Origin of the sequence: Sulfuriflexus mobilis (assembly GCF_003967195.1) — a bacterium.
GTDB classification, from domain to species: domain Bacteria; phylum Pseudomonadota; class Gammaproteobacteria; order AKS1; family AKS1; genus Sulfuriflexus; species Sulfuriflexus mobilis.
This window is the reverse complement of the sequence record NZ_AP018725.1, coordinates 1-18,773: the sequence shown is the minus strand read 5'-3', so window position 1 is coordinate 18,773 and position 18,773 is coordinate 1. Positions and strand designations below refer to the sequence as shown.

General features: G+C 53.8%; 16 protein-coding genes. 5 read left to right on the top strand and 11 right to left on the bottom strand.

The window, feature by feature from the left end:
- Nucleotides 1–156: 156 nt before the first annotated feature.
- From glnG to EL386_RS00050, 7 genes are all read right to left on the bottom strand, one after another.
- Complete coding sequence (gene glnG / locus EL386_RS00080) at nucleotides 157–1,557, bottom strand: nitrogen regulation protein NR(I) (RefSeq protein WP_126452061.1); 1,401 nt, start codon at nucleotides 1,555–1,557, stop codon at nucleotides 157–159.
- On the bottom strand, nucleotides 1,550–2,638 hold the full coding sequence (gene glnL, locus EL386_RS00075) for a nitrogen regulation protein NR(II) (protein ID WP_269471109.1): 1,089 nt from the start codon (nucleotides 2,636–2,638) through the stop codon (nucleotides 1,550–1,552). The genes glnG and glnL overlap by 8 nt, the downstream gene beginning before the upstream one ends.
- A gap of 221 nt (nucleotides 2,639–2,859) precedes the next feature.
- The gene (locus EL386_RS00070; RefSeq protein WP_126452059.1) at nucleotides 2,860–3,453 is read right to left on the bottom strand and encodes a DUF4124 domain-containing protein; all 594 of its coding nucleotides are present in this window, start codon (nucleotides 3,451–3,453) and stop codon (nucleotides 2,860–2,862) included.
- Nucleotides 3,454–3,590: 137 nt separating this feature from the next.
- Nucleotides 3,591–5,000, bottom strand: a complete 1,410-nt coding sequence (gene glnA, locus EL386_RS00065) for a glutamate--ammonia ligase (RefSeq protein ID WP_126452057.1) — start codon at nucleotides 4,998–5,000, stop codon at nucleotides 3,591–3,593.
- A gap of 232 nt (nucleotides 5,001–5,232) precedes the next feature.
- Entirely contained in the window at nucleotides 5,233–6,396 is a 1,164-nt protein-coding gene (locus EL386_RS00060) for a cation diffusion facilitator family transporter (protein WP_232020216.1), read from the bottom strand.
- A complete protein-coding gene (locus EL386_RS00055) occupies nucleotides 6,397–6,630 on the bottom strand; it encodes a sulfurtransferase TusA family protein (protein WP_126452055.1) in 234 nt (77 codons plus the stop codon).
- A 17-nt stretch (nucleotides 6,631–6,647) separates the two neighbouring features.
- A complete protein-coding gene (locus EL386_RS00050; RefSeq protein WP_126452053.1) occupies nucleotides 6,648–7,694 on the bottom strand; it encodes a tRNA (5-methylaminomethyl-2-thiouridylate)-methyltransferase in 1,047 nt (348 codons plus the stop codon).
- 160 nt (nucleotides 7,695–7,854) lie between these two features.
- Here EL386_RS00050 and glyQ point away from each other — a divergent pair, with 160 nt between their 5' ends.
- From glyQ to EL386_RS00025, 5 genes are read left to right on the top strand one after another with little or no spacing between them, the layout of a single operon-like run.
- Complete coding sequence (glyQ, locus tag EL386_RS00045) at nucleotides 7,855–8,766, top strand: glycine--tRNA ligase subunit alpha (protein ID WP_126452051.1); 912 nt, start codon at nucleotides 7,855–7,857, stop codon at nucleotides 8,764–8,766.
- Complete coding sequence (gene glyS / locus EL386_RS00040) at nucleotides 8,763–10,853, top strand: glycine--tRNA ligase subunit beta (protein ID WP_126452049.1); 2,091 nt, start codon at nucleotides 8,763–8,765, stop codon at nucleotides 10,851–10,853. The genes glyQ and glyS overlap by 4 nt, the downstream gene beginning before the upstream one ends.
- A gap of 17 nt (nucleotides 10,854–10,870) precedes the next feature.
- On the top strand, nucleotides 10,871–11,209 hold the full coding sequence (locus tag EL386_RS00035) for a MazG nucleotide pyrophosphohydrolase domain-containing protein (RefSeq protein ID WP_197722123.1): 339 nt from the start codon (nucleotides 10,871–10,873) through the stop codon (nucleotides 11,207–11,209).
- A 2-nt stretch (nucleotides 11,210–11,211) separates the two neighbouring features.
- Nucleotides 11,212–11,766: a D-glycero-beta-D-manno-heptose 1,7-bisphosphate 7-phosphatase gene (gene gmhB, locus EL386_RS00030; RefSeq protein ID WP_126452045.1), complete on the top strand. Its 555-nt coding sequence runs from the start codon at nucleotides 11,212–11,214 to the stop codon at nucleotides 11,764–11,766.
- Between the two features lie 2 nt (nucleotides 11,767–11,768).
- On the top strand, nucleotides 11,769–12,482 hold the full coding sequence (locus EL386_RS00025) for a lysophospholipid acyltransferase family protein (protein ID WP_126452044.1): 714 nt from the start codon (nucleotides 11,769–11,771) through the stop codon (nucleotides 12,480–12,482).
- A 3-nt stretch (nucleotides 12,483–12,485) separates the two neighbouring features.
- On the opposite strand, the gene gyrB is transcribed toward EL386_RS00025, so the two are convergent.
- The 4 genes from gyrB to dnaA all read right to left on the bottom strand — a co-directional run bounded on the left by gyrB (nucleotide 12,486) and on the right by dnaA (nucleotide 18,723).
- Nucleotides 12,486–14,900, bottom strand: coding sequence for a DNA topoisomerase (ATP-hydrolyzing) subunit B (gyrB, locus tag EL386_RS00020; RefSeq protein WP_126452043.1), 2,415 nt, complete (start codon nucleotides 14,898–14,900; stop codon nucleotides 12,486–12,488).
- A gap of 27 nt (nucleotides 14,901–14,927) precedes the next feature.
- Nucleotides 14,928–16,001 (bottom strand): DNA replication/repair protein RecF, encoded by a 1,074-nt coding sequence (gene recF, locus EL386_RS00015; RefSeq protein ID WP_126452041.1) that lies wholly within the window; start codon nucleotides 15,999–16,001, stop codon nucleotides 14,928–14,930.
- A gap of 39 nt (nucleotides 16,002–16,040) precedes the next feature.
- Entirely contained in the window at nucleotides 16,041–17,147 is a 1,107-nt protein-coding gene (dnaN, locus tag EL386_RS00010; RefSeq protein WP_126452039.1) for a DNA polymerase III subunit beta, read from the bottom strand.
- Between the two features lie 232 nt (nucleotides 17,148–17,379).
- Nucleotides 17,380–18,723 carry a chromosomal replication initiator protein DnaA gene (gene dnaA / locus EL386_RS00005; protein WP_126452037.1) on the bottom strand — a complete coding sequence of 448 codons (1,344 nt, stop codon included), beginning with the start codon at nucleotides 18,721–18,723 and terminating at the stop codon, nucleotides 17,380–17,382.
- Between the last annotated feature and the right edge of the window lie 50 nt (nucleotides 18,724–18,773).

Sequence of the window (18,773 nt, the reverse complement as noted above, 5' to 3'; positions counted from 1 at the left end):
AAAATCATCAACCACCAATTGCCCTGAATCTTCTGGACGAAGGTTAGGGTACTCATAATTGCCTCGACCCATTGGAAATGGGTGAGGTATCCATGATGAACCTGTAAGGTTCTATGGTGTAACCCGAAGGGATTCTATGAGCCAGGAAATCATCAATCAATTAAGCTCCATCCCCAGCTCTTTGATCTTGCGTGTCAGGGTGTTGCGTCCCCAGCCGAGCAACTTGGCGGCATCCTGGCGGCGACCACCGGTATGGCGCAGCGCGGTACGGATCATGATGCGTTCGAAATCCGGCACGGCAGTATCCAGAATTCCATTTTCGCCACCGTTCAGGCGCTGGTCTGCCCAGCGCTCGAGTGATTTCTGCCAGCTGCCCTCATTGCCGCGAGGCTCCTCGGCCTTGTTTATTTCCGGCGGCAGGTCTTCGACCATAACTTCCTGACCCGCGGCCATCACCGTCAACCATCGGCACAAGTTTTCAAGCTGCCGGACGTTACCTTGCCATTCAACCTGGCTTAAAAATTTCTCTGCCTCGGCCGTGAGCGTCTTGACCTCGGTATTCAACTCCTTCGCTGCCTGTGCCATAAAATGCCTTAATAGCGCGGGGATGTCTTCCTTGCGTTCACGCAGGGCCGGGACATGAATGCGTATGACATTCAGACGATGAAACAGGTCCTCACGGAAGCGACCTTCCTTCACCAGTTTCTCCAGGTCCTGGTGCGTGGCTGCAATAATGCGTACATCGACCTTAACGGCCGTTCGCCCACCTACCCGGTAAAACTCGCCCTCTGCCAACACACGCAGCAGGCGTGTCTGTAACTCGGCCGGCATATCACCAATCTCATCCAGAAATAGCGTGCCACCGTCGGCCTGTTCAAAACGGCCGCGGTGCATAGCCTGTGCGCCGGTGAAGGCGCCCTTTTCATGGCCGAATAATTCAGATTCCAGCAAGTCCTTGGGTATCGCCGCGGTATTGATCGCAATAAAGGGTTTGTCTGCACGTGGACTGTGGCGGTGCAGGGCATGGGCCACAAGTTCTTTACCCGTACCCGACTCACCGTTGATCAGCACGGTGATGTTTGAGCGGGCCAGCCGGCCAATGGCGCGGAACACCTCCTGCATAGCCGGTGCCTCACCGATGATCTCGGTCTTGGTTACCTGGCTATCCAGGCTTACGGGCTCCTGCGTTCTCTTTAGATCCACCGCACGCCTGACCATGTCAACGGCATCATCGATATCGAAGGGTTTTGGCAGATATTCAAATGCACCGCCCTGATAGGCCGAGACCGCACTATCCAGGTCGGAATGCGCGGTCATGATAATCACCGGCAGGTCCGGGTAGGCAGTATTGATGTCATTGAGTAATTCCAGGCCATTGATGCCCGGCATGCGAATATCGGTAAGAATAACATCGGGCTTCCCCTCTGCCAGCTTGGCCATGATCCGGTTTGCATTTTCAAAACACACCACGTCCATGTCTGCCTTTTCAAGTGCCTTTTCCAGCACCCAGCGAATTGATCGGTCATCATCAATGACCCATACCTTTTCCTTAGCCATCGTCTTTCATCTCCGTTTCTAACGGCAGCAATATCCTGAAATTTGCGCCTTCATTACTACTACTACATTCAATAAGGCCGTCATGGCGACTTATGAGTGATTGTGAGATAGACAAACCGACGCCGGTACCTTCTGCGCGGCTTGTTACCATGGGATAAAAAATCTTTTGTATCATGTCTTCTGGTATACCCGGACCATCATCACTGATATCCAGTCTTAACACGTGGCGATGCCTGACATTACCAATCGTGAACTGTCTTTCTATTCGTGTGCTCAGCTCTATAATGCCTTTACCCTCAACGGCCTGAATGGCATTTCTGACAATATTCAAAATGGCCTGGAAGAGCTGATCCCGGTCTGCGGTAAATTCAGGAATACTGGGGTCGTAATTGCGTTTAATTTGCACACCTTCCGGCATCTCTGCGAGGACAAGACTCCTCACCCGCTCCAGGATTTCATGAATATTGACCAATGACTTTTTCGGCAGGCGATTTGGGCCCAGCATTTCATCGACCAATTTCTGCAGCCGGTCGGCCTCGCCGATGATAATCTGCGTGTATTCCTTTAGTGACTCCTCGGCCAATTCGCCCTCGAGAAGCTGCGCGGCACCGCGCAGGCCACCCAAGGGGTTTTTCACCTCATGCGCAAAGCCGCGCACCAGGGCCCGGGTTGCCAGATTCTGCGCCTGCAGACGTTCCTCACGCGAAATACGCAAATGATGATCAACCTGCATGATCTCGACCAACACCAGGTCATCCTCTGCTTCGCCCCTTATCGAGGTTACCGAGCAGTCCACCGTGATCTTTTTCTCACTATTCAGCATCAGGGTCAGCTCACGCTCGGTCATGCCCTGGCCCGTGGTGAGGGCCTGGTGCAGGTTCTCGCGAAAGGTCGGTTCGGCCGGCAACAACTCCTGAACACTCGTGCCCACCATCTGCCTGGCGCTGACGGCAAACAACATCTCGGCGGCGGGATTCAGGTAGTTCAGGCGCAGTTCCGCATCGAACACCAATACGGCGGTATTCATGTATTCTAAAACCAGGCCCCCCAATTTAAGCGGGCGTGTCTGCTTCACCATCATGCCTACCCCTTGTGCAATTCTCGAACCATTTTCATGCCTTCCTGGTAAAAAATTCGGCACTTTTTTCGATTATGAAACTCTAATTAAAACAATAATATACGAACACATGATCGTGACTTACGCCACTATCCAGGTATCTCTGAAAATTCTTTGGACTAATCGCGCCGATAACGGGCAGGTATTGCACCATTATAGTGCATATAGGGGCTGTGTGTGAGGATTTATAGACCCGTGGCGCGCGGCGCGGCGGGGACACTTGGTGCCTGGGGGGCCTTTTGCGGGCTGCCCGGCAGAGGTGTGTTGAGAAGGCTTTCCTGGCGCAAATGGAAGGTCACGGTCGGCGATGAGAGGAGGATGCCGTTATCCTTATCGACGACAAATATCTGCACACTGTGGCTGCCACGATCCAGGTTCTGGAGCTGGATCTGGTTGGTGACACCCTTGGTTTTTAACTGCTTGCCATCCAGGGCAATCGAAAACTGGTGGCCCTGACTGGTATCAAGTGAGGGTTTGAGCTGATAACTGACGGTCACTGTCCCTGTATTATTGTAGACGGGTTTGTCATTAGCCGGCTCGAGGATCTTTAACGACTCGTAGGTCACAGCCTTTTTATCAGCCTCATTAGTCGTCGGGAATGCAGGCGGGATGATCACCGGCGTATAGGTATGCAGCGGCGGCAGTTTGAGTTCCTTGCCATCAGCACAGGGTTCATCGGTATAGACGGTATTACCCTCGGCATCCTTGCACTTATACAGCTTCGCCAGTACCGGTTGTGCAAACACGGCCAGCAAACAGAATACGATGATTTTGCGCATAAGGGTCTCTCTCCTGCCCTGAGCATAGCCAAGTCTGTGACAGTACTCAATATTTTATCTGGCTACGCGGTCACGTTTTCACATAAAAAAAACGCCTCCCGAGTGGGAGGCGTTTTCAGTATGGCTGATAACCGACTTTACAGGCTGTAATACATATCGAACTCAACCGGGTGCGTGGTCATACGCATACGGGTGACTTCTTCCATCTTCAGCTTGATGTAGCTATCGATCACGTCATCGGTGAATACACCGCCTGCCTTGAGGAAGTCACGATCCTGATCCAGGGCATCCAGTGCCTGATCAAATGAGTGACAAACCTGTGGGATCTGGGCCTCTTCTTCCGGCGGCAGGTCATACAGGTCCTTGTCCATGGCATCGCCCGGGTGGATCTTATTCTGAATACCATCAAGGCCGGCCATGAGCATGGCAGAGAAGGCCAGGTAGGGGTTGGCCGTTGAATCCGGGAAACGCACTTCAATACGGCGGCCCTTCGGGTTAGACACGAATGGGATACGAATCGAAGCAGAACGGTTGCGGGCAGAATAAGCCAGCATAACCGGGGCTTCAAAGCCCGGAACCAGACGCTTGTAAGAGTTGGTTGAGGCATTGGTAAAGGCGTTCAGGGCCTTGGCATGCTTGATGATACCGCCAATGTAGTAAAGGGCGATGTCAGACAGGCCACCGTACTTGTTACCCGTGAACAGGTTCTTACCAGCCTTGGCAATCGACATATGCACATGCATACCACTGCCGTTATCACCAACGAGTGGCTTCGGCATGAAGGTCGCTGTCTTGCCATAGGCATGGGCGACGTTCTGGATGACATACTTGAGAACCTGGACTTCGTCGGCCTTGGCCACCAGCGAATTAAAGCCAACACCAATTTCACACTGGCCGGCTGTTGCCACTTCGTGGTGATGCACTTCTACGGTTTGGCCGACATCTTCCAGGGCCAGACACATGGCAGAACGCATGTCCTGCAGGGAATCGACGGGCGGAACCGGGAAGTAACCCCCCTTCATGCCAGGACGATGACCGATGTTACCGTCTTCGTAGACACGCTCGGAGTTCCACTCGGCTTCTTCAGAATCGATCTTGCAGAAGGAACCGCTCATGTCGGCGCCCCAGCGAACGTCATCAAACACAAAGAATTCGTTTTCAGGACCAAAGAAGGCGTTATCGCCGATCTTGGTTGATGCCAGATAGGCCTCGGCACGCTTGGCGATGGAGCGTGGATCACGCTCATAACCCTGCATGGTGGCGGGTTCGAGGATGTCACAACGGATGATCATGGTTGGCTCATCCATGAACGGGTCCATAAATGCGGTGGTCACGTCCGGCATCAGGATCATGTCTGACTCGTTAATGCCCTTCCAGCCGGAAATCGATGAACCATCAAACATCTTGCCTTCTTTGAAAAAGCCCGCATCAATTTGTGAAGCCGGTAAACTAACGTGCTGCTCCTTACCGCGTGTATCTGTGAAACGCATGTCAACGAATGCGACATCGTTGTCTTTCATCATCTTGTTAACTTTTGCTACGGACATTTTGTCTCCTCCGAAATCAACCGATTGTCCTGAACGAGTGTTTGTCGCCTTAGGGTTAGGCCTTAGCTTTGCCGGGCGACGCTATTAAACTTGGTATCACCTTAGTGCATGAACCATGCCACAAGATAACCCACTGAATTCATTAAAATTTACTATAAAAATACTAATAAAAACCCGTACATATGCACCGTACTGGTGCGATACCCCACAAAGCGCACCATACTAGTGCGCTTTATACAAAGGCGACCCTCACCTCTGCAATATCTTTATCGTTGCCCGCTGCGTCTTGCAGGCGCTGAACCAATGGCCCAGCCGCAGCGATCTCACTTAACACCGCCAGGGGTAGCTCTACCTCCAGGTGGATCTTGCCATTCAGGTAATGCAGGTCAGCAACCGTCAGCTGTTGCGCCTCAGGGATGCCGGCCCAGTACTGTTGCAGGCGGGCCATTATCTGCCCTCTATCGGGTAAATGGCAACAGGGCGTAGCAAGTTCATCGTCTTCCGGGTCGATATGCACCATGACATCCGTGACCTCCTCGATATCCTCGATCACCTGCTGACGAACCATTTCGCTGATCTGGTGCCCTTCTGAGACACTGAGTTTCGGCATTACCTGGATGTGGACATCAACCAGCGCATCGGGTCCCATGCGCCGGGTGCGCAGCATGTGCAGGGCCTCGACACCCCCCACGCCCTTGATGGACTCACGGATCTTCTCGACACGCTCTTCATCCAGTGCCGTATCGATTAATTCACGGATACTGTGCCAGGCCAGATCCCAGCCGATCTTGGTAATCATGAAGGCCACACCGATGGCGGCAATCGCATCAAGATAATCCAGGCCGGACATCGCACCCAGCACACCCACAAACACAATAATCGAAGAGATTGCATCGGAGCGACTGTGCCAGGCATTGGCGCGCAACAGACGCGAGCGCAGCTTGCGCGCGACATGCATGGTGTAATGATAAATCGCCTCTTTGGCAACGACCGAGATAGCTGCAACCAGTAATGCCAACCAGCCCGGCTGTAATAAGGTATCGGGTGCAAACAGGCGCCGCACGGCATCCCAACCGATGCCGATTGATACGAGTATGAGTGCCACACCCAGCACCACGGTCATTACGGTTTCTATACGGCCATGCCCATAGGGGTGTTCGTCATCGGCATCGCGGCTGGCATGCTTGGCCGCAAACAAGACCATAAAGTCGGTGGCGAGATCTGACAGCGAATGGATGCCATCGGCGATCAGGGCCTGCGAATGTGCAATAGAGCCAACGACGATCTTGGCCACGCCCAGCAGCAAGTCGACAACGCTACCGATCAGCGTGACCTTGCGAACTTCCCTGTAACGCACATCCTGCGGGTTCATGTCTTCAACATGTGAATGAGCCATTTAGTCTTGTTCTCCGACACGCACGGTAATGATGACTTCGCCTTTTTGTTCTTTAGTCTCGATCACTTCATGACCATTAATACGGCACCAGGCCGGGATATCGTTGAGTGCGCCAGGATCGGTGCAAAATACTTCGAGCGTATCGCCCGGTTGCAGTTCGGCAACACGATCCTGCGTACGTATCACCGGCATCGGGCACATCAAGCGGTGCGCATCGAGTGTATAGTGGGCCATTTTAGGCTGTTATTACCTTATATATGCCATGCCGGAGGGATCTCACTCTGCGGCATGGGTACTACCTCCAGGATTTTCGCGACACCGTCTTTACTGGTGTATTCAAGCGCAACCTTCTCTGCATCGCGACCCTGACTATAGCGTGCCGCGATACGGGCGGCGAACTCAATATCCTCAGCCGTTAACTCACCATCGAGTAATACCAGTGGCCCGGCATGGCTAGTGGGTTTCAAACTGGCAAAGCTCTTGCGATAACCAGAAAGAAAATTATTCTCACCTTCTTCACGGCCGATGATCAACTTGAAGTGCGGACGTGGACGAATATGCCGACCGACCTTGAGCATCATAATGTCATCGAGTTCGTAATCGCGGTTACCTCGCGACTCCCACAGGTCGGATATCTTTTTCGAATACTGCGCATCGGTAAGGAAACAACAACCACCCGCTGGCTGAGCGTAATCCGTAAAACCATATTTCTCGGCCAGTGCCATCTGTGGTTTCCGTGTACGGCCACTGAAGTCGAGTAACTGTTCACGATCAACCCAACCCTCTGTTTCCGGTTTGGTCGGTGACATATGTTTGGCACAGAGGGGGCGTAACAATAAATCGCCGGCTCCGGACTCTCTGGCTACCACCGGCATGGTGTCCTTACGTTGTGACATCGGGCGCTGACCCATCACTTCACCGGTGATAATAAAATCGAAGTTATTAGCCTCAATCCACTCCTGTGCCTTGCGCACCATAAAACCCTTGCAGTCGAGACAGGGATTCAGGTTTTTGCCATAGCCATGTTTTGGATTAATCACAACGTCTTTATATTCTTCGATGACATCAACAATGTGTAATTTTATGCCCAGCTGTTCCGCTACCCACAAAGCATTATTGCGCTTTGGCTTGGCACGGTCTTTTTTGCGAATGGCATGGGTATGCCCCTCGACACAAAAACCGGTGAAGAAATTAATACCCTCGACATGGATGCCCTGCTCCATGATCACCTTGGCGGCGAGCAGGGAATCCAGGCCTCCGGAAATGAGGGCGACGGCTTTACGTTGTGGTGAGCTCATGCTGGTAAAATGCGACGAAAAGGGCGGCCATTATAGCAGAGGTCGCGCCATCACGGGCAATAGACCCTTATATAAAAGGTATCGCCTGCATACAACTCTGCGCTCGCTCACGGTATACTTGCGCGCTTATTGAGGATTTTCAGGCAATCATTAAACGTCCATGACTACCCATACAGATTTTTCGACCTTCCACGGCCTGATTGCGGGTCTGCAGGCCTTCTGGGCCGGGCACGGCTGTGCCGTACTCCAGCCCTATGATATGGAGGTCGGTGCCGGCACCTTCCACCCGGCTACCTTTTTGCGCGCTATCGGCCCGGAGCCCTGGCGCGCCGCCTATGTGCAGCCCTCGCGCCGCCCCACCGATGGCCGTTACGGCGAAAACCCGAACCGCCTGCAGCATTATTATCAGTTCCAGGTCGCGCTAAAACCCTCGCCGGACAATATCCAGGAGTTGTATCTCGACTCGCTGCGCCTGATGGGCTTCGACCCGCTGGTGCACGACATCCGCTTTGTTGAAGATAACTGGGAATCCCCGACGCTCGGTGCCTGGGGCCTGGGCTGGGAGGTCTGGCTGAACGGCATGGAAGTGAGCCAGTTTACCTATTTCCAGCAGGTTGGCGGCCTTGAATGTCGCCCGGTCACGGGTGAGATCACCTACGGCCTCGAGCGCCTGGCCATGTATATCCAGGGTGTCGACAGCGTCTTCGACCTGGTGTGGTCAAAAAGTGAACACGGCACCATCACCTATGGCGATGTCTTCCACCAGAATGAGGTCGAGATGTCGACCTACAACTTCGAACACGCCGATGTTGAGTCACTGTTTGGCTGGTTTGATACCTGTGAACGCGAAAGCCAGCGCCTGATCGCAGCCGGCCTGCCGCTGCCGGCCTACGAACAGGTCCTCAAGGCCTCGCATACCTTTAACCTGCTCGATGCCCGCCATGCCATTTCGGTCACCGAGCGCCAGGCCTATATCCTGCGTGTACGTAGCCTGTCACGTGCCGTCGCCGAGGCCTACTATGCCGCCCGCGAGGCCCTTGGCTTCCCGATGACCAAAGGGGCCAAATCATGAATAACCGTGACCTGTTAGTTGAAATCGGCACCGAAGAACTACCGCCAAAGGCCCTGCTAAAACTCTCTGCCGCCTTTTTAGCTGGGGTGACGTCAGGCCTGGAAGAGGCGGGCCTGGCCTTTATCACCGCCAAGGAATATGCCGCACCGCGCCGCCTGGCCCTGCTGGTTGAGGCACTGGAAGACAGGCAGGCCGACCGTCAAACCCAGCGCCGTGGTCCGGCGCTGACTGCCGCCTTTGGCGATGATGGTTGCCCGACCAAGGCCGCCGAGGGTTTTGCTCGCTCCTGCGGACTTGGTAGTGTCGATGAACTCGATCGACTCGAAACCGACAAGGGTGCCTGGCTCGCCCATACCGTTCATGAAAACGGCAAGCCGGCCGAAGCGCTGATCCCCGCTATTGTGCAGAAAGCCCTGGATGACCTGCCGATCCCAAAGCGTATGCGCTGGGGCGCGGGCACGGCCGAGTTTGTTCGCCCGGTGCACTGGGTGGTGCTGCTGTTTGGTGACAAGGTGATTGATGCCGAGGTCCTCGGCGTTAAGGCCGACCGTACAACTTGCGGCCATCGTTTCCACCACCCGACCGCCATGACCCTGTTCGAGGCCCAGGCCTACGCGCCGCTGCTCGAATCACAGGGCCATGTCATCGCGGATTTCGCCAGTCGTCGCGAGGCCGTGCAGGCGCAGGTTCAGGAGATCGCCATCCAGCATGGCGGCAAGGCCGTGATGGATGCCGACCTTCTCGATGAGGTCACCGCCATGGTCGAGTGGCCAATTGCGGTGCTCGGTAACTTCGATGAACGTTTCCTCGATGTGCCCGCCGAGTGCCTGATCAGTTCGATGAAGGGCCACCAGAAATATTTCCATGTCGTCGATGACAAGGGTGCACTGATGCCCTGTTTTATCACCGTCAGCAATATCGACAGTAAAGATATCGATCAGGTGCGCAAGGGTAACGAGCGCGTGATCCGTCCACGCCTGGCCGACGCAGAATTTTTCTGGCATCAGGATAAAAAACACAAACTGGCTGATCGTGTGGCTAACCTGAATACCGTAGTGTTTCAGAAACAACTCGGCACACTCAGCGACAAGAGCGCACGCATCGCCGCACTGGCCGGCAGTATTGCCGCGCAACTCGGTGCCAATGCGCAACAGGCTGCACGGGCAGCACAGTTGTGCAAATGTGACCTATTGTGTGAAATGGTCTTCGAGTTTCCCGAACTGCAGGGCATTATGGGCCGTTACTATGCGACCAATGATGGTGAAGACCCGGCCGTGGCCCAGGCCATTGAAGACCACTACCTGCCGCGCTTCGCCGGTGACCGGCTGCCTGCCGGGGTGATCGGACAGGCCGTCTCGATTGCCGACAAGCTGGATTCGCTGCTCGGCCTGTTTGCCATCGGCCAGCCACCGACCGGGCAAAAAGACCCCTACGCCCTGCGCCGTGCCGCCCTCGGCGTACTGCGTATCTGCATGGAGTGTGACCTGGACCTCGATGTCCGCGAACTGATCCGTGAGGCGCTGCATAATTACCAGAGCCTGGCGCCGAAGCTTGTCGTGCCCGAGACCACCCTGGACGAGGTCTTTGATTTCATCCTTGGTCGCTTGCATGTTTATTACGGTAACCAGGACTTTGCCGCCGATGAGATCGATGCCGTGCTCAGCCTGCGACCGGGTCGCCTGCATGAACTTGACCAGCGTCTACGCGCTGTCGCCGCCTTTCGCAAGCTGCCGGAGGCGGAAAGCCTGGCGGCGGCGAATACCCGCATTACCAATATCCTGAAAAAGGCGGCAGACGGTTCCTGGCCGGAGCAGGTCGATAACAGCTTGTTGAGCGAAGACAGTGAAAAGACCCTCGCCACAGTCATCACCAGTATGCGCGAAAGACTCGAACCCCTGCTACACAAAGGTGATTACACCACCGCACTGACCGAACTGGCAGCCCTGCGCGGCCCCGTCGATGCCTTCTTCGACAATGTTATGGTCATGGCCGATGACGTCGCGGTACGTAATAACCGACTGGCATTACTCGATGGCATGCGTACACTGTTCTTACGTATTGCCGATTTGTCGCGACTGCAAGCCTAACGCCCACAGAGGTTATTATGAGCAACCCGGATTCCTACGCCGACATGTTAAAGGCCATTCAGGCTTTCCATGACAAACACGACTTCAAGGGCACCGGCGGTGAAGACCTGACCTACCGCGTCGCCCTCATGGCCGAGGAATTGGGTGAAATCTCCTCGGCTGTGACCAAGGGCAAGTCGAGCGAGCAGCTGGCCGAAGAGTGCGCCGACCTGTTTATCCTGCTCATGGGCACGGCCATCTCCGCCGAGTTTGATCTGAACGCCGCCTTCTGGCAGAAGATAGACAAGATCATGCAACGCGAAGCAAAGATGGTAAACGGCCGTATCCGTGTTTCTGAATTCCGGGATGTAAACTAGCCATGCGTCTGGTCATCCTCGATCGTGACGGTGTGATTAACGAAGACTCGGATGAGTTCATCAAATCGCCGGATGAATGGATACCTATACCTGGCAGTCTTGAGGCCATTGCACAACTGAGCAATGCAGGCTGGCGTGTGGTCGTGGCTAGCAACCAGTCCGGTCTCTCACGTAAACTATTCGATATTGATACCCTCAATGCCATTCACGACAAGATGTACAGCATGGTGAATGAATACGGCGGTGTCATTGACGCTGTATTCTTTTGCCCACATGCGCCGAAAGACCATTGTGATTGTCGCAAACCGAAACCCGGCATGCTTGAACAAATCTCGCAGCGACTGCGTATCGAGCTTAATGGTGTTCCTGTTATCGGTGATTCATTGCGTGACCTGCAGGCGGCCCAGGCTGTTAACGCACAACCGGTGCTGGTGCGAACCGGCAAGGGTACAGAGACGCTTTATAAGGGTGAAGGCCTGGAAGGCGTACCGGTTTATTGTGACCTGAAACAGGCGGCTAATGCCCTACTCGCGGATAAGCTGCTCGAAAATATTTAACTATGCGCTTTCTTCGTTCGTTACTGTTTTCCATCGGCATGATCTTGATCACCGTGATCTATGCCATCCCCAGTTGCCTCAGCTATGTACTTCCCTATCGGCTACGTTACCGTATTGTCGGTGTCTGGCATCGTGCGGTGTTGTGGTGGTTACAATTCACCTGCGGGATTCGTTATCAAATTGAAGGGCTGGAAAATATTCCGCAGGGGCGTGCCGGGATCATCTTCGCCAAACATGAATCGACCTGGGAAACCCTGGCCCTGACCAAGATCTTTCCACCACAGGCCTGGGTGCTGAAGCGTGAATTATTATGGGTGCCCTTTTTTGGCTGGGCACTGGCGGTACTCGAACCCATCGCCATTGATCGCAATGCCGGCCGCAAGGCGATTAACCAGATTATCGTTCAAGGTATTGCCAGGCTTGATGCCGGGCGCTGGATCGTGGTCTTCCCTGAGGGGACTCGCACCGCACCGGGGGAAACAAAGAAATTTGGCGTTGGCGGGGCCTTTCTCGCCGCGAAGAGTGGTTATCCCGTCATCCCCGTTGCACACAACGCCGGTGAATTCTGGCCGAAGCGCGGTTTTCTGAAAAAACCCGGCACCATCAAGGTCGTTATCGGTAAACCCATTCAAACCGCGGGACGTAAGCCCGCCGAGATCAATGCTGAAGCTGAGCAGTGGATCAACACCACCCGCGCCTCGCTCAACACTATCTAAACCTCAAACATCCAGATTCGTCACCAATAATGCATTCTGCTCAATAAACTCGCGGCGTGGTTCAACCTGGTCACCCATCAAGGTTGTAAACAGGTCGTCGGCCGCCACGGCGTCTTCAATTCGCACCTGCATCAGGCGACGTGTCTCGGCATTCATGGTGGTTTCCCATAACTGGTCGGGGTTCATTTCACCCAGTCCTTTGTAGCGCTGAATCGCCTGGCCACGCTTGGCCTCTTTCATAAACCACTCAACCGTCTGACGGAAACTACTGACATCCTGCTTACGATCACCGCGCTGCACATAGGCGCCTTCGCCTATCAAGGTTTCCAGCTGTCGCGACAAATCGGCAATGGCCGCGTACTCACCCGAGGCGAAGAAATCGTTTCCAAACACAACATCGTTATCGAGACCGTGCTTGGTGATGGTCAGACGCAGGCGCAGGCCACCATGATCCGTATCCTGTTCGGCGCTTGCCTTATAGTGCGAGCCATCTTCATCACTATTCAAACGATCCGCCAATTCCGTTGCCCAGGTGTTGAAGGCCGGCTGATCCTGCAGCGTGTTTTCATCCAGGCCCGGCACGTAGATCATCTTTTCCAGTGCGGCAAGATTAAAGCGCTTTGCCAGACGGCGAGTGGTGGCCATCACGGTCTGGTACTGCTTAACCAGGGTCTCGAGCGCCGGACCGCTAATGGCCGGTGCCTCGCTGTTCACATACAGGCCGGCGCCGTCGAGGGCCTCCTGTACGAGGTAATTACTCAGTTCAGCATCGTCCTTCAGATAGCGCTCCTGCTTACCCTTTTTCATCTTGTATAGCGGTGGCTGGGCGATGTACATGTAACCGCGCTCAATGATCTCGGGCATCTGGCGATAGAAGAAAGTCAGTAACAGGGTGCGGATGTGGGAGCCGTCGACATCCGCATCGGTCATGATAATAATGCGGTGGTAACGTAACTTATCCGGATTATACTCATCCTTACCAATGCCGCAGCCGAGTGCCGTAATCAGCGTACCGACCTCAACGGACGATAACATCTTGTCAAACCTGGCTTTTTCGACGTTGAGGATCTTGCCCTTCAGCGGCAGGATGGCCTGGGTACGACGATCACGGCCCTGTTTGGCCGAACCGCCGGCGGAATCACCCTCGACGAGAAATAACTCAGATTGTGCAGGGTCTTTCTCCTGACAATCGGCCAGCTTGCCGGGCAAGCCGGCGATATCCAGCGCACCCTTACGACGGGTCATTTCACGGGCCTTGCGGGCCGCCTCCCGGGCACGGGCCGCATCGACAATTTTACCTACAATCGCTCGAGCATCCGCCGGACGTTCCTGGAGGAAGTCCGCCAGCTTTTCATTCATGGTCGACTCGACCACACCCTTGACCTCGGAAGACACCAGCTTATCTTTGGTCTGCGAGGAAAACTTCGGGTCCGGCACCTTTACCGACAACACCGCCGTCAGCCCCTCGCGGGCATCATCACCTGTTGTGGAGACCTTGGCCTTCTTGGCGACCGCCTCGCCCTCGATGTATTGATTCAGCGTACGGGTCAATGCAGCACGGAAACCGGATAAATGTGTGCCGCCATCGCGCTGAGGGATATTGTTGGTGAAACAGAAGATATTCTCCTGGTAGGAGTCATTCCACTGCATTGCGACCTCGACCGTGATGTCATCGCGCTCGACATCAAAGTAAAACACGTTGTCGTGCAAAGGGGTCTTTTTTCGGTTCAGGTGGGTCACAAAGGCCTGGATGCCGCCCTCGTATTCGAATATATCTTCCTTACTATTGCGCTCATCAAACAGGACGATACGCACCCCGGAGTTCAAAAAACTCAATTCTCTCAATCGTTTAGAGAGAATATCGTAGTGAAACTCAATATTGGTGAAGATTGTCGGGCTCGGTTTGAAGCGCACCTCTGTACCCGTGGTATCGGTATCACCGATCACCTCGAGTCCCGTCACCGGATCACCGAGTTTGTAATCTTGTTGATAAATCTTGCCGTGACGACGAATGGTCAGGCGTAGCTCATCTGACAGGGCGTTGACCACAGACACACCCACGCCATGCAGCCCCCCGGAAACCTTATAAGAATTATCGTCAAATTTACCCCCGGCATGCAGCACGGTCATAATGACCTGCGCGGCCGGGATACCCTCTTCTTTATGCATGTCGACCGGGATACCACGGCCATTGTCAGAAACCGTCACCGAGTCATCACCGTGGATAACCACGCGAATCTCGCTACAGTGTCCCGCCAGTGCCTCATCAATAGAATTATCGACGGCCTCAAAGACCATGTGATGCAGGCCCGTGCCGTCATCGGTATCACCAATATACATACCGGGGCGTTTACGAACGGCATCCAGACCCTTTAGGACCTTGATATTCGACGAGTCGTAGGTTTTTTCCTCAGACATCTGCATTCTCCATGAATAAGCGGCTCATTATACCATTGTTTTGAGTACACCGTGTTCCACGTGAAACATCCTGCTATCCATGTTTTCCACCTTGGGTATGGATTCCGCATCGATGGCGGTCACCACTAACTGGGCACCGGTATCCGCCAGGGCCTTCATCAGGCGCGCGCAATGTCTGGCATCAAGTTCTGCCGTAATGTCATCAATCAGCACGGTACTACGGCGGGTCTGCCTTTTTGCCAGCAAACGGGCCTGGCCCAATATCAGTGCACTGACCAGGAGTTTTTGCTGACCGCGTGACAACCTTTCTTTAGCCGCCACCGTACCTCGCCTGAAGATCAGGTCAGCACGCTGTGGTCCATAACGGCTAAACCCCTGTCCACGGTCCTGTTCCGCCTCCTCGGCCAGGACATCTGCCAAAGGCCGCCCGGTATCCCAGCCTGGTCGGTAATCCACACTGATATCTTCGATTTCCAGCATATCCAGCATGCTTTCATGCAGGATGGGTTTTAAGGCCTCGACATAGGCCTCGCGCATACCATGCAATTGCACCGCCGCCTCCGACATTTCTTTTTCCCAGGCACGGGTATTGGTATTACCACGCTTTAAGGCGGCATTACGCTGTTTCAAGGCCCGCATATAGCGCTGCCATATGACAAAAAAACCCTGTTCCACGTGAAACACACCCCAGTCAAGGAACTTCCGGCGATGAGCAGGGCCCTCATCAATCAGGTTAAAACATTGCTGATTAATCAGCTGTAAGGGCAATATTTCAGCCAACTGGGCACTACTACGGGCATTTTTACCGTCGACGCGCAGGATACGCCCTTGCCTGTTCAAGGCCATGCCCGCCGTAATCAGGGCACCGCTTTCGGCACGGATCCTCGCACTCACCGTAAACTGGTCGGTTTCCGCCTCGATGACATGCTGCAAACGGTTAGTACGAAACGAGCGGCCGGTACCTAACAAGTAAATGGCTTCCAGCAGGCTGGTCTTGCCACTGGCATTGGCACCCACGATCAGGTTGAGTTGCTCACCAAAAAGCAGGCGTGTCTGGTGAATATTACGCAGTTGCTGGATGTCCAGGCGTTCCAGGGTCATTGGAGCAACAAGCGGCTGTTGAGATCAGGCAATAGCGACTTAGAGGCGCATCGGCATAACAACATATTTGCACTGGCCGGCTGTTTCACCCGCTGCAGTGATCAGACAGCTGCTGTTCGAGTCACTAAAGGCGATTTGAACCTTATCATTGGCGATGGTATTCAGGGCATCGAGGATATAGTTAACGTTAAAGCCTATTTCCAGGGCATCGTAGCCATATTCGACCTCAATCTCCTCTTCGGCCTCCTCCTGTTCCGGATTATTGGCCACGATACGCAAGGCGTTGGTATCGAGTAACAGGCGGATACCACGGTATTTTTCATTAGAGAGGATCGAGGCACGGGCCAGGGCCTGACGCAATAATTCACGTTCACCGACCAGTAATTTATCCGGTTTTTGTGGCAGAACCCGTTGATAATCGGGGAATTTTCCATCGATCAGCTTCGAGGTAAAAATCAACTCATTGATACTCAGACGAAGGTGGTTATTGCCCACTTCGAGTTTTACCCGCGTATCATCCTCTTCGAGCAGGCGGGCCAATTCGGTCACCCCCTTGCGTGGCAGGATGATCTGGCGTGCATTGCCGCCCTCGAGATCCGCCTCCTGCTCACACATGGCCAACCTGTGGCCATCTGTGGCGACACTGCGCAAGACTCCCTCATCCAGTTCTAACATCAGGCCGTTGAGATAATAACGAACATCCTGCTGGGCCATGGCAAAGGCAGTATGGTCAATAAGCGACTTCAGCGCCCGTTGCGGCAAAGAAAAATTCAGACTATCGGCCACCGCCTCAATATTCGGGAAATCCCCCGCCGGCAGGGTAGACAAGGTAAAGCGACTTTTACCGGCCCGGAGGATAGCCCGTTCCCCTTCAACGGCGAGACTGATCTTTGCCCCCTCCGGTAAGGTTCGACAAATATCCATGAATTTTCTTGCCGGCAGAGTGGTTTCACCTGCCTCACAGGCCTCGACCATCGCCGAGGCAACCATTTCAACTTCCAGGTCCGTCGTGGTCATGGTCAGTTTCTGACCATCACATTGAATCAGGACATGCGACAGAATAGGTAAGGTCTGTCTGCGTTCAACAACACCGCATATGGTCTGCAAAGGTTTTAACAGTGCTTCGCGTTGTATGGTGAAATTCATATCTCTTATCCTGATTAGTTATTAATATATATTATATATATTTAATTTATTATTGTTATTATTAGTCCAAGGCCTTCCTGTGGAAAACCGTAAAATACCCTTATTAGTCAATATGTTAAAAACAAACAAAGGCTGTTAATAACGTATGTAAACATCTATATAAATTGTGTATGGGTTGTGGATAAGTCATGTAAAATATTTATCCACAATACTGTCCACAGTTTATCAACAACTATGTTGACAGGGTTCTCAACAGGTTCGCATAATCCTCGTTAATGCGATTATCCGCTTCTTTCAATTCCGTCACCTTGCGGCAGGCATGCAAAACCGTGGTGTGATCACGACCGCCAAAGGCATCACCGATCTCAGGCAGGCTATGCGTGGTCAATTCCTTGGCCAGGGCCATGGCCAGTTGTCGTGGCCGAGTGACCGAACGGGTACGGCTCTTTGAATGCAGGTCAGCCACCCGGATTTTGTAATACTCTGCCACGGTCTTCTGGATATTATCAATACTGACTAGCCGCTCCTGCATGGCAAGCAGGTCTTTCAGCGATTCTTTGGCAAAATCTACGGTGATGGCCTTGCCCATGAAATGCGCGTTGGCGATCACGCGACGCAGGGCCCCTTCCAGCTCGCGCACATTGGAGTGAATACGCTTGGCGATAAAGAAGGCGACATCCCTGGGCAATTCGATCTGGGCCAGCGAGGCCTTGTTCATGAGGATGGCGGCACGTGTTTCCAGTTCCGGTGGCTCAATGGCCACGGTCAGGCCCCAGCCAAAACGTGATTTCAGTCGCTCCTCGAGGCCATTGACCTCCTTCGGGTAGCGGTCACAGGTCATGATCACCTGCATCTGGCGTTCTAGTAAGGCATTAAATGTATGGAAAAATTCTTCCTGGGAGCGTTCCTTGCCGGCAAAAAACTGGATATCGTCAATGAGCAGCGCATCAAGCGTGCGGTAATAGCGTTTGAATTCGTTAATGGCGTTATGTTGCAGGGCCTTGACCATGTCGGCGACAAAGCGCTCGGAATGCAGATACACCACACGAGCATTGGGGTTACGTTCGACAATGAGATTCCCCACGGCGTGCATAAGATGGGTTTTGCCGAGGCCAACACCACCGTAAATAAGCAGTGGGTTATAGGCGCCGCCGGAGTTTTCACCCACCTGACTGGAGGCCGCCCGCGCCAACTGGTTAGATTTACCCTCAACAAAGCTCTCAAACGTGAAGGACTTGTTCAGGGCACTGAAGTGTTGTGGCGGTTTTTCCTCGCGTGGCCGATGCTGGCCGGCTACCGGTTCCGGGCTGCTTACGGCCTTGTCGGCAACACGGCGACTGCCGATTTCGAGCAGAATCGCCGGGCTTGAGCCATTCGCCAGGCGGCTGGCGATGTCCGTAATTTGCGGAAGAAATTGCTCATTGACCCAGTCGAGGACGAAGCGGTTGGGTGCCAACAGCCGCAAACAATCATTATCTTCGACCGCGTGTAAGGGGCGGATCCAGGTATTGAACTGTTCGGCGGTGAGTTCACCTTCGAGCTGGTTTAGACAGGCTTGCCACAATGGTGCGGACACGGACGAGGTTTTCCCCTGATTGTTCTTTGATGTAAAACCCGGAGTTTACC

What these genes read in the sequence shown, in the direction of transcription:
- gmhB (WP_126452045.1), top strand. Translation starts at nt 11,212, where the DNA reads ATGCGTCTGGTCATCCTCGATCGTGACGGTGTGATTAACGAAGACTCG.
- recF (WP_126452041.1), bottom strand. Translation starts at nt 16,001, where the DNA reads ATGACCCTGGAACGCCTGGACATCCAGCAACTGCGTAATATTCACCAG.
- gyrB (WP_126452043.1), bottom strand. Translation starts at nt 14,900, where the DNA reads ATGTCTGAGGAAAAAACCTACGACTCGTCGAATATCAAGGTCCTAAAG.
- EL386_RS00050 (WP_126452053.1), bottom strand. Translation starts at nt 7,694, where the DNA reads ATGAGCTCACCACAACGTAAAGCCGTCGCCCTCATTTCCGGAGGCCTG.
- EL386_RS00070 (WP_126452059.1), bottom strand. Translation starts at nt 3,453, where the DNA reads ATGCGCAAAATCATCGTATTCTGTTTGCTGGCCGTGTTTGCACAACCG.
- EL386_RS00060 (WP_232020216.1), bottom strand. Translation starts at nt 6,396, where the DNA reads ATGGCTCATTCACATGTTGAAGACATGAACCCGCAGGATGTGCGTTAC.
- EL386_RS00025 (WP_126452044.1), top strand. Translation starts at nt 11,769, where the DNA reads ATGCGCTTTCTTCGTTCGTTACTGTTTTCCATCGGCATGATCTTGATC.
- dnaN (WP_126452039.1), bottom strand. Translation starts at nt 17,147, where the DNA reads ATGAATTTCACCATACAACGCGAAGCACTGTTAAAACCTTTGCAGACC.
- EL386_RS00035 (WP_197722123.1), top strand. Translation starts at nt 10,871, where the DNA reads ATGAGCAACCCGGATTCCTACGCCGACATGTTAAAGGCCATTCAGGCT.
- glnG (WP_126452061.1), bottom strand. Translation starts at nt 1,557, where the DNA reads ATGGCTAAGGAAAAGGTATGGGTCATTGATGATGACCGATCAATTCGC.
- glnA (WP_126452057.1), bottom strand. Translation starts at nt 5,000, where the DNA reads ATGTCCGTAGCAAAAGTTAACAAGATGATGAAAGACAACGATGTCGCA.
- glyS (WP_126452049.1), top strand. Translation starts at nt 8,763, where the DNA reads ATGAATAACCGTGACCTGTTAGTTGAAATCGGCACCGAAGAACTACCG.
- glyQ (WP_126452051.1), top strand. Translation starts at nt 7,855, where the DNA reads ATGACTACCCATACAGATTTTTCGACCTTCCACGGCCTGATTGCGGGT.
- EL386_RS00055 (WP_126452055.1), bottom strand. Translation starts at nt 6,630, where the DNA reads ATGGCCCACTATACACTCGATGCGCACCGCTTGATGTGCCCGATGCCG.
- glnL (WP_269471109.1), bottom strand. Translation starts at nt 2,638, where the DNA reads ATGATGGTGAAGCAGACACGCCCGCTTAAATTGGGGGGCCTGGTTTTA.